11 protein-coding genes are annotated in these 14243 nt (G+C 50.1%); 2 read left to right on the top strand and 9 right to left on the bottom strand.

Translation table 11 applies throughout. The features are described from left to right. Nucleotides 1-5: 5 nt before the first annotated feature. Nucleotides 6-191 (bottom strand): type II toxin-antitoxin system HicA family toxin, encoded by a 186-nt coding sequence (locus FEK66_RS00595; RefSeq protein ID WP_130206652.1) that lies wholly within the window; start codon nt 189-191, stop codon nt 6-8. A 479-nt stretch (nt 192-670) separates the two neighbouring features. Between FEK66_RS00595 and FEK66_RS00605 the strand changes: the two genes are divergently transcribed. Next, complete coding sequence (locus tag FEK66_RS00605) at nt 671-1750, top strand: type I restriction endonuclease (RefSeq protein ID WP_171020853.1); 1080 nt, start codon at nt 671-673, stop codon at nt 1748-1750. A gap of 40 nt (nt 1751-1790) precedes the next feature. Here FEK66_RS00605 and aldB read toward each other — a convergent pair whose 3' ends face one another. From aldB to FEK66_RS00645, 8 genes are all read right to left on the bottom strand, one after another. After that, complete coding sequence (gene aldB, locus FEK66_RS00610; protein ID WP_001551836.1) at nt 1791-3329, bottom strand: aldehyde dehydrogenase AldB; 1539 nt, start codon at nt 3327-3329, stop codon at nt 1791-1793. A 107-nt stretch (nt 3330-3436) separates the two neighbouring features. Further along, nucleotides 3437-4732 (bottom strand): Fic family protein, encoded by a 1296-nt coding sequence (locus FEK66_RS00615; RefSeq protein WP_135495401.1) that lies wholly within the window; start codon nt 4730-4732, stop codon nt 3437-3439. Nucleotides 4733-4851: 119 nt separating this feature from the next. After that, nucleotides 4852-6003 (bottom strand): L-threonine dehydrogenase, encoded by a 1152-nt coding sequence (gene yiaY / locus FEK66_RS00620; RefSeq protein ID WP_130206658.1) that lies wholly within the window; start codon nt 6001-6003, stop codon nt 4852-4854. Between the two features lie 189 nt (nt 6004-6192). Next, nucleotides 6193-8037, bottom strand: coding sequence for a selenocysteine-specific translation elongation factor (selB, locus tag FEK66_RS00625; protein ID WP_135495402.1), 1845 nt, complete (start codon nt 8035-8037; stop codon nt 6193-6195). Further along, nucleotides 8034-9425 carry an L-seryl-tRNA(Sec) selenium transferase gene (gene selA, locus FEK66_RS00630; protein ID WP_131161556.1) on the bottom strand — a complete coding sequence of 464 codons (1392 nt, stop codon included), beginning with the start codon at nt 9423-9425 and terminating at the stop codon, nt 8034-8036. Before selA ends, selB begins: the two co-directional genes overlap by 4 nt. Nucleotides 9426-9522: 97 nt before the next feature. Further along, complete coding sequence (locus FEK66_RS00635; protein WP_130206664.1) at nt 9523-10131, bottom strand: glutathione S-transferase; 609 nt, start codon at nt 10129-10131, stop codon at nt 9523-9525. A gap of 70 nt (nt 10132-10201) precedes the next feature. Next, nucleotides 10202-11338 carry an HlyD family secretion protein gene (locus tag FEK66_RS00640; RefSeq protein WP_000364939.1) on the bottom strand — a complete coding sequence of 379 codons (1137 nt, stop codon included), beginning with the start codon at nt 11336-11338 and terminating at the stop codon, nt 10202-10204. 2 nt (nt 11339-11340) lie between these two features. Next, nucleotides 11341-11703 carry a DUF3302 domain-containing protein gene (locus tag FEK66_RS00645; RefSeq protein WP_135495403.1) on the bottom strand — a complete coding sequence of 121 codons (363 nt, stop codon included), beginning with the start codon at nt 11701-11703 and terminating at the stop codon, nt 11341-11343. Nucleotides 11704-12238: 535 nt separating this feature from the next. Here FEK66_RS00645 and mtlA point away from each other — a divergent pair. Beyond that, complete coding sequence (mtlA, locus tag FEK66_RS00650) at nt 12239-14152, top strand: PTS mannitol transporter subunit IICBA (protein ID WP_135495404.1); 1914 nt, start codon at nt 12239-12241, stop codon at nt 14150-14152. Nucleotides 14153-14243: the final 91 nt, after the last annotated feature.

The following is a 14243-nucleotide window of genomic DNA, read 5'->3' on the forward strand; positions in this document are numbered from 1 at the left end:
AAATTTTAAAATGTTAAACCAGCCTGACGCTCAATTTGTGCCAGCGTACCTAGCTTAATATCTTTTTTAGGATGCGGGACCGTCACCAGGCCCGGATGAACAGGATGGCGAAACTGATGATGACTGCCGCGGGTTCGAATATGTTCCCAGCCATGCTGTTTCAGGATGGCGATCACGTCTGCACTTTTCACATCCCTGTCCTTCCATGATTATACATACGATACGCATATAATTAGCGATAGCAATCACGATAGCGCGATTTATAGAGGCCGTCAGGTGGCTAAAATTGATTCAGGAATGTCGCTCGGAAGAAGAATAACCACGTGCAGTAACTTGTTGAAAAAATGCGAGGAGACTCGCAATTTACGTATAACTCATAGTATTAGGCGTTAAAAAACCTTGTATTAGATTATCCATGCGATATCGAAGCCAGTCTTGCTATAGCTCCAACTCGTATTCATAGAACGTTTAAAATAACTAATAAAAGAATAACAGACATTGTTTTATTTTCTTGATAAATATCAAGCTTGTTTCACCATTGTATTTACAATGTGCAAACATTATTTTTTGTGTTATACATTAACTATGACCAATGATAAAACGTTAATATATAAATATTTTCTATATTTTTATAAAGCGCATTTTTATTAAATATATAAAAGGAGTTATAATGTCTATGGAGTTTATAGATAAGCTGAATTCATTATCCGCAAAAATAAAACAACAAGCCGGGGTCATTGAAACTGAGGAGGCTACCAAAAATGCTTTCGTAATGCCGTTCATTAACAATGTGTTAGGTTATGATGTCTTTGATCCTACCGAAGTTATCCCAGAGTTTGTATGCGATATTGGAACGAAGAAAGGTGAAAAGATTGACTATGCGATCTTAAAAAGTGGTGAGGTTCAGATTCTCATTGAATGCAAAAAAATCGGCGATCCTCTAAATATAAATCACGCTTCACAGCTTTTTCGATACTTCCATGTAACAAATGCAAGAATATCTATTCTAACCAATGGACAAGTTTATAAATTTTTTACTGATTTAGAAGCGCCTAATAAAATGGATGAAAAACCATTTCTTGAGATAGATCTACTTGACTTAGATGAAACAGTTGTTCCCGAGATAAAGAAACTTACTAAATCAGCATTTGATTTGGAATCAATAATTAATGCTGCAGGTGAATTAAAATATGTTAGTTTAATTAAAAAAGTTCTCCATGCACAAATGAATAATCCTGAAGAGGATTTTGTAAAATTCTTTGCAGCAAGAATTTATGAAGGTATGTTAACACAAAAAGTAAAAGATACGTTTGCAAAATTAACAAAGAAAGCTGCCAATCAATATATTAACTCTCAAATAAACGAAAGATTGAAATCGGCAATAGGTGGTGGTTCATTATCTGTAATTGATTCGAATTCACACAATGAAGAAGTAGAATGTATTAATAAAGAAGAAACCGATATTGCTACTACTATGGAGGAGCTTGAAGGATTTCATATTGTTAAAGCTATAGTTCGCGTAGTGCTTGATGCACCACGAATAGTCCACAGAGATACAAAAAGCTATTTTGGTATACTTGTAGATGACAATAATCGAAAGCCACTCTGTAGATTACATTTCAATCGAAATCAAAAATATATTGGCCTATTTGACTTAGAGAAAAACGAAACCCGCCATCCTATTGAGTCTCTCGATGATATTTATTCTTTCAGCGATGAGTTAAAAGCGACTGCCGCTTTATACAACTAAAACATAGGCAGGCAACAATTAATGTTGCCTGCCTAAAACATCAGAACAGCCCCAACGGTTTATCCGAGTAGCTCACCAGCAGACACTTGGTTTGCTGATAATGCTCCAGCATCATCTTATGGGTTTCGCGTCCGATGCCCGACTGTTTGTAGCCGCCAAACGCTGCGTGTGCCGGGTAGGCATGATAACAGTTGGTCCACACGCGCCCGGCCTGAATGCCGCGCCCCATCTTATAGGCCAGATTGCCGTTACGACTCCAGACGCCTGCACCCAGGCCATATTGTGTGTCGTTCGCCAGCTCCAGCGCCTCGTCCATCGTTTTAAAGGTGGTTACCGCCAGCACCGGGCCAAATATTTCTTCCTGGAAAACACGCATATTGTTCTGACCAAACAGGATAGTCGGTTCAAGGTAGTAACCATCTTTCAGCTCGCCTTCCAGCAACTTGCGCCGCCCGCCGGTGAGCACATCTGCGCCCTCTTTTTTACCGATATCAATGTAATTGAGGATGGTTTCCAGTTGCCCGTGAGATACCTGCGCGCCCATTTGTGTCACGCTGTCGAGCGGGTTACCGCTACGAATACTTTCAACACGGCGGATGGCGCGTTCCATGAAGCGTTCGTAGATAGACTCCTGCACTAAAGCACGGCTTGGGCAGGTACAGACTTCGCCCTGGTTAAAAGCAAACAATGCAAAGCCTTCCAGCGCCTTATCGAAAAAGGCATCTTCTTCATCCATCACGTCAGCAAAGAAGATATTGGGCGATTTGCCGCCCAGCTCCAGGGTTACTGGAATAATGTTTTGCGTGGCGTACTGCATAATCTGCTGACCCACTTCCGTTGAGCCAGTAAACGCCACTTTGGCGATGCGTTTCGAGGTCGCCAGATATTCGCCAATTTCGCCGCCCGCACCGTTGACCACGTTCACCACGCCCGGCGGCAGTAAATCACCGACGATTTCCATTAGCAGCAGTACAGAAAGCGGGGTAAGTCGTGCGGGTTTCAGCACCACGCAGTTGCCCGCCGCCAGCGCAGGAGCCATTTTCCAGCTCGCCATCAGCAGCGGGAAGTTCCACGGGATAATCTGCCCCACCACACCTAACGGTTCGTGGAAGTGATAAGCCACGGTTTCGCTATCAACTTCACTGATCCCGCCTTCCTGCGCCCGAATACACGAGGCGAAATAGCGGAAATGGTCAATCGCCAGCGGCACATCGGCAGCACTGGTTTCGCGAATGGGTTTGCCGTTATCCCAGGTTTCAGCCGTCGCTAACAGCTCGAGGTTCTGCTCCATCCGATCGGCAATCTTAAACAGAATCGCTGCGCGATCCTGCACCGAGGTATGCGCCCATTTATCTTTCACTTTATGCGCAGCATCCAGCGCCAGATCGATATCTCGTTTGCCCGAAGACGCCACTTCGCACAACAACTGCCCGGTTACCGGCGTCAGGTTCTGGTAATACTCGCCATCGGCGGGCGCGACCCACTCGCCGCCAATAAAGTTGTCATAGCGGGTTTTTAACTTGAGGGGAAAACCATACTCGCCGGGCTTAATCTGTGCTGAAGGGGGATTGTTGGTCATGATCGTCTCCTTGCGGTGTGAGGTATAACAAGGGTAGACGTGACTGGCGAAATCTTCGCCAGTCGGTAACAGCTTTACGACGGTTATCACGAATTTACTGGCAAGGACTACAGCGGGTAATGTGCGACGTACACTACTTGCTGGTCATTAATTTTCTTCTCTTGCGCAAATCCTTCTTTAACAATCGTCCGTAAATCAGTTCGCGCTGTATTATCAGAGACGCCCAGACTCGCGCTGGTTTCAGAAACTGTGTACTCTTTCCCCGGATTGGCGAGCATCACATTCAGAAGCGTCACCTGACGCGGATTCAGTCGCCTAAGCACACCAGAACTAAACAATAGGCGGTCAAGTTTTGCGCTTCGTTGCATAATTTCATCAATATGCTGCTGCCAGTTTTGCACAGCACGTTTAATGACACCCGCCTGATATTCAAGGAAATAAGTCAGATCCATACCATCTGATTCAGTGTACTGGTAGCTGGTGGCATATTTGACTGGTGCAACATGAAGCAAACGGCTGATGGAAATATATTTAAAGACATCGTAGCCCGATTTCAGCATATACCAGTAAAACAGCGCCCGACTGGTGCGCCCGTTGCCATCGCGAAACAGATGTTCATGGGCCAGCATAAAATGCAGAATGCAGGCGCGGACCAGCGGGTGAATATACCCTTCATGGCTGTTTAACCACTGGCAAACTTTTTCCAGTCGTTCCGGCAACAATGCCGCAGCGGGCGGTTGGTGCACAATATTGCCGTCATAATCGGCGATCACGACATCATCTGTTTCACGAAATTCACCCGGACGATATTTCGCGTCATTTATTCCCCCCATACCAATAGCATGTAACTGACGTATAAGCGCAGGTGTCAGCGGTTCTGTGAGTAATTGCGGAATTTCCGCCATCAGCCGGGCATTTCCCGCAATCATATACTCGTCTTCAGTGCGTGGCGCCCGCCCTGTTTCCAGCATTTTTCTCGCCACCAGCGTCGTGGTATTCGCACCTTCCAGTTGGGAACTGGTAATCGGCTCTTCCAGGCGTAACTGGCTTAACTCGGCGCCCGCCCCGCGTAACCGTTCAGTCTGATCTTTCAGCGCCAGCGCGGTTGCATGTTTGTCGACAAGCTCGCACGCTTCTGCAATCACTGGCGTAATGTTGAATCCGGCCTGCTCACCCGCTTCATTGCAATAATTGATTCGCTGGATCGCCGCGTTGCGCGCCAGCCGGGTAAGCGTCCACGCCACTTCAATGTTTTCCCCTTTTTTGATGCGGTACTGCAACTCATCAAAAGGCAGATAACGTCCTTTTTCATCGGTAACCCGGTTAAAGCGTAAGTGGGCCTGGAGTTCCTCACCCGATAAGTGTGATAAAGGAATCAGTCTGGGAGGTGATTTGATAGCCATTTGCTTATCTCAAAAAAGCGCAATATTGAGATAGTGTATAGCAGACTAAAGAAACTATCTCAAAAATCGCAAATTTTGAGATAGCGGCTGACAATACGCCAGCCGCAGGAGAATGGGGATTACATTGCAGCGCGATAAATCGCCACAATTTCTTCCTCAGTTGCCTGAATCGGGTTAGTAAAGCCACAAGCGTCTTTCAGGGCATTGCTTGCCAGCTCCGGGAAATCTTCTTCTTTAACGTTCAGGTCACGCAGACCTGCCGGGATATCCACTTTCTTCGCCAGGTCGCGAATCGCGTTAATACAGGCTTCTGCCCCTTCAGCATCATTTTTACCTGTGACGTTCACACCCATCGCCGCGGCGCAGTCACGCAAACGTGATGCAACAACTTTACTGTTATATAACTGCACGTGCGGCAGCAGAATGGCATTACAAACGCCGTGCGGTAGATCGTAAAAGCCACCTAACTGATGCGCCATCGCATGAACATAACCCAGAGAAGCGTTATTGAATGCCATACCTGCGAGGAACTGGGCATAAGCCATTGCTTCACGCGCTTTAGCGTTGCTGCCATCTTCGACGGCTAACGGTAGATTTTCCGCAATCATGGTCATTGCTTTCAGCGCGCAGGCATCAGTAATTGGCGTTGCCGCAATAGACACATACGCTTCGATGGCATGAGTGAGAGCATCCATCCCGGTAGCTGCAGTCAGTGACTTAGGCATACCGATCATCAGCGAGGAATCATTAACCGAAAGCAGCGGGGTAACGTGTTTATCCACAATCGCCATTTTGATATGTCTCACTTCGTCGGTGATGATGCAAAAACGGGTCATTTCAGACGCTGTACCCGCCGTGGTATTAATGGCAATCATCGGCAACTGTGGTTTTGCAGAGCGGTCTACGCCTTCATAATCACGGATATCACCACCGTTAGCGGCTACCAGTGCAATACCTTTTGCACAGTCGTGCGGAGAACCGCCGCCTAAGGAGATCACGCTGTCGCAGTTATTTTCCTTCAACATTTTCAAACCTTCTGCGACATTCTTCGTGGTCGGATTAGGTTGGGTACCCTCATAAATAATGCTAAAAATATTGCGGTCATATAAGGCTTTTTGTACCTCTCCCGCCATACCTAATTTCGCTAGCATTCTGTCAGTAACAATTAATATACGGCGAAAACCATATTCCTCCATCATATTCAGCGCATCTTTTAAAGAATCTTCGCCAATGACATTAACAGAAGGAATAAAAAATGTGGAAGCTGCCATAACACACTCCAGAACGAGGGTAAAAGGGCGGGCAGCTTACAGAGGATTTATATTTAAAAAGTTGATCGATATTATTCTTTTTAGAATCGTATATTAAAAAAAGCACATTAGACTCATGTTCTAATGCGCTTTTTCAAAATTTATAAGACTTTTAAAGTAATTCGCATTTAATATGAATTAATCATTATCTTATTTATGCGGAAATAATAATGCGTCACGCAATAAATGATCATTTCCCCGACGACGCGTAAAACCAATGCGGTCAAAATATTCCAGAATTTGAATTGCCAGTTTTCGACCAACACCTAAGCGATCGCGGAAATCTGCCGCACAGGTCGAGCCACACTCCTGATCGAGATCGCGGATCATGTTGGCAAACTCGACAATCCGATCGTTACGGTAATAACGATCTTTAACGATCGCCGTAATTATCCCCTGCTGCGCCGCCTGCCGTAGTGTCAGGCGCATTGCCTGTTCGTCAGTTCCCGTCTCTTTTGCCAGGTCACGCACCCACCACGGCTCGTTGCCAAACAGCGGTTCCACTTTTTGCCAGATTGCTTGCTGCTCTTCGCTAAATCCCGCTTTGTGATCCGGCAGATGCAGCCAACCATGATGGCTGTGAATGTCGCCGCTTTCGCGCATCTTTTCAATCAGCAACAGCACCAGTGCTTCATCTTCCATCGGCAACGCCATGCGCCGCAGACGCTCGCGTCCTGGACCTGGTTCATCGCGATGTTGCTCATGATAAGTTGCTAATGTGTCGAGAATTTTACGTTGCCAGCGGGCGGCAACTGGAGCGTTCAACAAACTGTAACCAGCCTGAATATAGCCCGGCTGTTGCAGTAATTCGCGCATCCCTTCACCATTGAGCTGACGCGCCCAGGCGAAATCGGCAAGGTTAACCGCACCGCGCTCCAGATGAACGGTCAGTGCGTCGGCATCGCTTTGTGTGCGTGCCAGTGACGCCAGCCATTGCAGATATTCCGGCTTACGTTTACCGCGACGCGGCGGGTTAAGCATCACCACCCGCGCCCCCGCCAACGTGTTACGGGCAGAGATATCGCGCAGCACCAGGCGATCGTTATCCGCCAGCCACAGCGGCGTGTCGAACACCAGCTCGGCAAGGTTATCTTCCAGCAGCGAAACGCGCCCCGTAACGTGGCTGGCGGCGTGGTGAATATGCAGCGGCTGCCACTGGGTCAGCGGCGTATGGGTTTGTAACTCGACAATCACTCGTGTGAACGGCTCTGGCGGCACATCGGCAAGCAGCCAGTCGCCACGGTTAATCTGTTCTTTTTCCGCATCACCAGCGATGTTAAGCGCGATACGCTGCCCGGCATGGGCGGTTTCAGTTGGCTGGTTTTGCGCATGCAGCGCACGCACGCGCATCGGTTTATTTACACCTGTCAGCCATAGTGAATCGCCTACCTTCACTTCCCCGCTTAACGCCGTACCGGTGACCACCAACCCGGCACCTTTTACGGTAAATGCGCGGTCGATCGCGAGGCGGAAACTATGTTGGCTGGCGTGTTCGCGTTCCGGCAACTGAAGCAGATGTTCGCGCAGGGCATCAATTCCCCGTCCTTCGGTCGCTGCGGTGATAAACAGTTTTGCCTCAGCAAAACCGTATTCCCGCAGCACCTCCTTTACCTGGCGTTCAACCTCATCAACACGCGCTTCGTCCACGCGATCGGCTTTAGTCAATGCCACTGTCAGCATCGGGTTACCGGTAAGCTGCAAAATCGCCAGATGCTCACGGGTCTGTGCCAACACGCCGTCATCGCACGCCACCACCAGCAGTGCGTGATCGATACCACCAACGCCCGCCAGCATGTTGGAAAGAAACTTTTCATGACCGGGAACGTCGATAAAACCAGGCACGCGTCCATCTGGCTGCGGCCAGTAGGCATAGCCGAGATCGATGGTCATCCCACGCTTCTTTTCTTCCGGCAGACGGTCGGCATTTACGCCCGTAATCGCCTGTAATAACGTCGTTTTGCCGTGGTCAACGTGTCCGGCAGTCGCAATAATCATTTCAACAACATCTCCAAAAACCGTTGCTCATCTTCAAGGCAGCGTAGGTCCAGCCACAGACGCCCGTCGTAAATGCGCCCAATCACCGGAATCGGCAATTCACGCCAGCGAGCAGCTAATGACTCAAGGTGGCTACCGCGTCCGTCATGAGGCGTAAACGTCAATGCCGCGCTCGGCAGACGATCCACCGGCAGCGAACCACTGCCAATCTGCGAAAGGCATGGCATAACCTGTACCGCAAACTCCGCGCCATAGTGAGCGGCAAGGGGTGCCTGCAACCGTTGCGCCTGGATTTGAATGACCTCTGCGCTGCGGGTAAGCAGACGCAGGGTCGGTAATTTTTCACTCAGTACTTCAGGGTGTAAATAAAGACGCAACGTGGCTTCCAGCGCCGCGAGTGTCATTTTATCTGCACGTAATGCACGTTTCAGCGGGTGACTCTGCAAACGCGCGATCATCTCTTTTTTACCAACGATAATCCCTGCCTGCGGCCCGCCTAACAACTTGTCGCCGGAGAAGCTCACCAGGCTGACGCCCGCCGCAATCAACTCCTGCGGCATAGGCTCTTTTGGCAAACCATACTGACTGAGATCCACCAGCGAACCACTACCTAAATCAGTCACCACGGGAACATCCAGTTCTTTGCCGAGCGCCACCAGTTCAGCTTCGTCTATCGCTTTGGTGAAGCCTTGAATGCTGTAATTACTGGTATGCACCTTCATCAGCAGCGCGGTATTTTCATTCACTGCCTGACGATAATCATTCGCGTGTGTGCGGTTGGTGGTCCCCACTTCGTGTAGGGTGCAGCCCGCCTGGCGCATGACATCGGGAATACGAAACGCGCCGCCAATCTCCACCAGTTCGCCGCGAGAAACCACCACTTCTTTACCACTGGCAGTAGCTGCCAACATCAGCAGCACCGCCGCCGCATTGTTATTGACGATACAGGCATCTTCTGCGCCGGTGATGCGACATAACAACTGCGCCAGCGCACGATCGCGATGCCCGCGTCCGGCGTCATCCAGATCATATTCCAGCGTCACCGGCAAACGCATAACTTGCGTAACAGCCTCAACCGCCGCTTCCGCCTGCAATGCCCGCCCAAGGTTCGTATGCAGCACGGTTCCCGTCAGGTTGATCACCGGACGCAGCGCGCTCTGCGCCTCTTTCGCCAGACGAGCATCAACCTCTTGCGCCCAGTTTTCACACCATGCAGGCAGCGACTGGCTGTCGCGAATCATTTCCCGCGCTTCGTCAAGCATCTGACGCAGCAACTCCACGACACGGGTATGGCCATAAGTATCACGCAAAGAAAGGAAAGAGCTATCACGCAATAAGCGATCGATAGCTGGAAGCTGACTATAGAGGGAACGCGTTTCGGTTGTCATAGGAAACCAGGCTCATCAAGGCCCTCTCGCACGGAGAAGGGCGTTTAACATAACCACGGATTGTAACGTGAGATGGGTCAGGAGGACATATCGCGCATCAAGCCTTTGGCGGTTCGGTGCGAGCGAAGCTTTCGCGGCTAAAGAGATTCTCGACCAGTTTGACTAAGTGTGGGCGGTCCACACACCAGCCCGGCGCAACGCGGCGGAAATTGAGATACCCGACGGCACAGGCAATGGCGATAGTCGCCAGATTGACTGTATCAGTTTTGAGCGTGCCATCGACCAGATATCCTTCCAGCACATCCAGGCTACGGTTGATTTTCTCCCGCTGGCGTAACAATTCATCTTCAGACTGCTGCGCCGCCGGACGCGCCTGTTCACGCACCGACACCAGCCCGGCATCCATAATGCCGTCGGCCAGCGCCTCAATTTTGCGCACTCGCAACGACTCCAGCGGATCGCGCGGCAACATCGCCGGAGCGACATTCATTAATTCAATATATTCGGCGATGATCGGCGAATCAAACCAGCATTCGCCCTCTTCGGTCACCAGCACCGGCACTTTCCCTAACGGGTTAAATTGCGCCACGCCATTGTCCGCGCTATAGGGCAGTTCATTAATAAATTCGAAAGTTATGCCCTTTTCTAACAACAGAATAGAAAGTTTGCGTACAAACGGGCTGGTGTAGCTACCGACGAGTTTCATGCCGAGTCCTTTGTGCGAGGAAAAATATCAGTATGGCCCAGGCTCACGCAAAACACAGGTGATATAAGTCTCAATGATCCAAATAAAGATAATGCATCCAACTGGTCATTCTTAGCAGTACCTTCCGCATCACCGAAACATGGCTGAAATGGTCGGAGTAAACCGCCACCTGGGCGTAGATGCCGTCGGGTAAGGCATCGATATCATCGTTAGGGTCCAGTTCAATGGTTCCCAGCACACCGTCCGTGCCGGGCACGACCGTTAATGATTGCAGTACCCCCTGCGCCTGATACGAGCCGCCAGGCACGACAGGTAAAATACTGGTCAGTTTGCCGTGGAACACCTGCCCAGGCAGCGCGTTAAACACCACTTCCGCATCATCGCCGGGTTTCAGACGTAACAGCGAGTTTTGCCGAAATTGGGCGACAATTTGCCGTTTTTGCTCAGGGATGAAAACCATAACCGGACGCAGCGGCAAGGCAGCTGCGTATGTACCTGGGCGGATCAGTACCTGAGTAACGTAGCCATTGCTTGGCGCGCGAATGACGGTCTGCTCAAGGTTATATTTTGCTTCAGTAAGTTGCGCTCTTAAGCTCACAATCTGCGATTGCTCACCGTTGACCATGCTGTCGAGCTGGCTCTGGATCTGCGCCTGCTCCGCCACCGAGCCTTTCACTAACGCATCCTGCGCGAGAAAATTCTGCCGCGCATCGTCGATGTCACGTTCCGAGAACGGATTCACCGCCGCCTGGCTGCCTTTCAGGTAGCGTTGATAATTTTTAAACAGCCGATCGCGCTCCGCTGAAACCTGAGTGGTGTTAGCCTGCGCTTCAGTGAGCTGCGCCCGCAGCGTTTTGATGTTATGCGTCGCCGTCATCAGATCAGCCTGAAGTCTGTCTACTCGCGCCTGGTAACGTACCGGGTCGAGCTTAAAAAGCACCTCGCCCTTCTGAATAAGCTGATTATTTTTATCGGTGACTTCAGTCACGATCCCCGTCACCTGTGGCGTGATAGGGATAGCTATCACCGCCTTTTGCGCCGTAAAAGTGTAGGGATGGTTATAATTCATCAATAAAATCAAACCACTCACCAAAAACACACCGCCGAGCGCCGCCGTCGCCAGCGTCCACTGATTCACCGGAATGCGGAAGATTTTAAATACTGCCCACGCCAGCGCCACGTAAGTTAAGACAATCAACAGATCCATGATTAGATCTCCGGAAACGTGGAGTAGTCAGGTTTGTTCTCGGCGGCGAGTTGATGTTCCAGCCGGGAGATACGGTCAGAAAGCGCAGCGATGTCCGGGTCAGGTGCCCTCTCTTGCGGCGTAATATGCGACTGCATCCCCCAGCCGCGTTCCGGTTGGTAAAGCGTGGCCCAGATCCACAGGAACGGCCAGATAATGTGGAGCGTAAACAAGCTGACCCACCCTGCGGTATGAATGGCATCGGCATGAGGATGGTTGCGCTTTTTGGCAATCAGATAGGGGATGTCATGTATCGCGATGATTCCATAAAAAATCACCAGAAAGACGAAGATCAGCACTCCCAACGCGAAATAGTTTAGAAACATAGCTGCCTCGAATTCACGCTTATCAGAGTTGTTATGGGCTGGCAGCCAGATACGCGTCGGGCTGATTATTTGACAATAATCCGGGTTTGCGATTCTCGCCATCACACCGAAGAATAATTTTAAGAAGCGATGAGTTGCTTAGTTACATAACGATTTTATGACTAAGGCATAACATGCTGTAGATCACATCAGGTGAACGCCGTGAGAAAATATCTTGTGATTTAGATCACAAAGATTCAACAAACCGTCAAAATAAAAATGTGACGTTACTCACATTTAAATGCCATTTTTAGCGAAAATCGCCGTCTTGTTGCTTTTTTACACAAGCGTTTTGTGATGAACATCACGTCAATTACCTCTCTACCCCCTATATTTATGTGACTAGCATCACACAAAAGGCCACCAACTGGACAGTTAACCGATTCAGTGCCAGATTTCGCAGTATCTACAAGGTCCGGCTACCTCTGCCGCCACATTAACAAAAAACCTCGGGCTTCCAGCCTGCGCGACAGCAAACATAAGAAGGGGTGTTTTTATGTCATCCGATATTAAGATCAAAGTGCAAAGCTTTGGTCGTTTCCTCAGCAACATGGTGATGCCGAATATCGGCGCGTTTATCGCGTGGGGTATCATCACCGCGTTATTTATTCCAACAGGGTGGTTACCGAACGAAACGCTGGCGAAGCTGGTCGGGCCGATGATCACCTACCTCCTGCCGCTACTGATCGGTTATACCGGTGGTAAGCTGGTAGGCGGCGAACGTGGCGGCGTAGTCGGTGCCATCACCACCATGGGCGTTATCGTCGGCGCAGATATGCCGATGTTCCTCGGTTCTATGATTGCAGGTCCGCTGGGTGGCTGGTGCATTAAGCATTTCGACCGCTGGGTAGACGGTAAAATCAAATCCGGTTTTGAGATGCTGGTGAACAACTTCTCTGCCGGTATCATGGGGATGATCCTCGCTATTCTGGCATTCATGGGGATTGGTCCGCTGGTTGAAGCCCTGTCCAAAATGCTGGCTGCGGGCGTTAACTTCATGGTTGTCCATGACATGCTGCCGCTGGCGTCCATCTTTGTTGAGCCAGCGAAAATCCTGTTCCTCAACAACGCCATTAACCACGGTATCTTCTCGCCGCTGGGTATTCAGCAGTCCCATGAACTGGGTAAATCCATCTTCTTCCTGATTGAAGCTAACCCGGGTCCGGGTATGGGTGTTCTGCTGGCGTACATGTTCTTTGGTCGTGGTAGCGCTAAACAGTCTGCGGGCGGTGCGGCAATCATCCACTTCCTGGGTGGTATCCACGAAATTTACTTCCCGTATGTGTTGATGAATCCGCGTCTGATTCTGGCCGTTATCCTCGGCGGTATGACTGGCGTGTTCACGCTGACTATTCTGGGCGGTGGTTTGGTTTCTCCGGCATCTCCGGGTTCTATCCTCGCGGTACTGGCGATGACGCCAAAAGGTGCTTATTTCGCTAACATCGCAGGTGTGTGTGCGGCGATGGCAGTGTCCTTCGTTGTCTCTGCTATTTTGCTGAAAACCAGCAAAGTAAAAGAAGAAGATGATATTGAAGCTGCAGCACGTCGCGTTCAGGAAATGAAAGCTGAGTCTAAAGGCACGTCTCCGCTGTCTGCTGGCGATGTGACTAACGACCTGAGCCACGTACGTAAAATCATCGTTGCCTGTGACGCCGGTATGGGTTCCAGTGCGATGGGCGCAGGTGTGCTGCGTAAGAAAATTCAGGATGCGGGTCTGTCGCAGATTTCAGTTACCAACAGCGCGATCAACAACCTACCGCCGGATGTGGACCTGGTCATCACTCACCGTGATCTGACCGAACGCGCTATGCGCCAGGTTCCGCAGGCACAACATATTTCGCTGACTAACTTCCTCGATAGCGGCCTGTACACCAGCCTGACTGAACGTCTGGTTGCTGCCCAGCGTCATACTGAAAACGAAGTGAAAGTAAAAGACAGCCTGAAAGACAGCTTTGACGATTCTAATGCCAACCTGTTCAAGCTCGGCGCGGAAAACATCTTCCTCGGTCGCAAAGCGGCCACCAAAGAAGAAGCGATTCGTTTTGCTGGCGAGCAGCTGGTGAAAGGCGGTTATGTTGAGCCGGAATACGTACAGGCGATGCTGGACCGTGAAAAACTGACCCCGACTTACCTGGGTGAGTCTATCGCCGTGCCGCACGGTACGGTTGAAGCGAAAGATCGCGTGCTGAAAACGGGCGTGGTGTTCTGCCAGTACCCGGAAGGCGTGCGCTTCGGTGAAGAAGAAGATGACATTGCCCGTCTGGTGATTGGTATTGCAGCCCGTAACAACGAGCACATTCAGGTTATCACCAGCCTGACCAACGCCCTGGATGATGAGTCCGTCATCGAGCGTCTGGCACACACTACCAGCGTGGATGAAGTGCTGGAACTGCTGGCAGGTCGTAAGTAATCCAATCCCACCCTCTCCACATGGAGAAGGTGGGGCTGATTGCCTGATGCGCTTCGCTTATCAGGCCTACAAAACAAAGCGCAGTTTGTTG

Origin of the sequence: Escherichia sp. E1130 (assembly GCF_005781065.1) — a bacterium.
In the GTDB taxonomy this organism is placed as follows: Bacteria; Pseudomonadota; Gammaproteobacteria; order Enterobacterales; family Enterobacteriaceae; genus Escherichia.

What these genes read in the sequence shown, in the direction of transcription:
- FEK66_RS00605 (WP_171020853.1), top strand. Translation starts at nt 671, where the DNA reads ATGTCTATGGAGTTTATAGATAAGCTGAATTCATTATCCGCAAAAATA.
- aldB (WP_001551836.1), bottom strand. Translation starts at nt 3,329, where the DNA reads ATGACCAACAATCCCCCTTCAGCACAGATTAAGCCCGGCGAGTATGGT.
- FEK66_RS00615 (WP_135495401.1), bottom strand. Translation starts at nt 4,732, where the DNA reads ATGGCTATCAAATCACCTCCCAGACTGATTCCTTTATCACACTTATCG.
- yiaY (WP_130206658.1), bottom strand. Translation starts at nt 6,003, where the DNA reads ATGGCAGCTTCCACATTTTTTATTCCTTCTGTTAATGTCATTGGCGAA.
- selB (WP_135495402.1), bottom strand. Translation starts at nt 8,037, where the DNA reads ATGATTATTGCGACTGCCGGACACGTTGACCACGGCAAAACGACGTTA.
- selA (WP_131161556.1), bottom strand. Translation starts at nt 9,425, where the DNA reads ATGACAACCGAAACGCGTTCCCTCTATAGTCAGCTTCCAGCTATCGAT.
- FEK66_RS00635 (WP_130206664.1), bottom strand. Translation starts at nt 10,131, where the DNA reads ATGAAACTCGTCGGTAGCTACACCAGCCCGTTTGTACGCAAACTTTCT.
- FEK66_RS00640 (WP_000364939.1), bottom strand. Translation starts at nt 11,338, where the DNA reads ATGGATCTGTTGATTGTCTTAACTTACGTGGCGCTGGCGTGGGCAGTA.
- FEK66_RS00645 (WP_135495403.1), bottom strand. Translation starts at nt 11,703, where the DNA reads ATGTTTCTAAACTATTTCGCGTTGGGAGTGCTGATCTTCGTCTTTCTG.
- mtlA (WP_135495404.1), top strand. Translation starts at nt 12,239, where the DNA reads ATGTCATCCGATATTAAGATCAAAGTGCAAAGCTTTGGTCGTTTCCTC.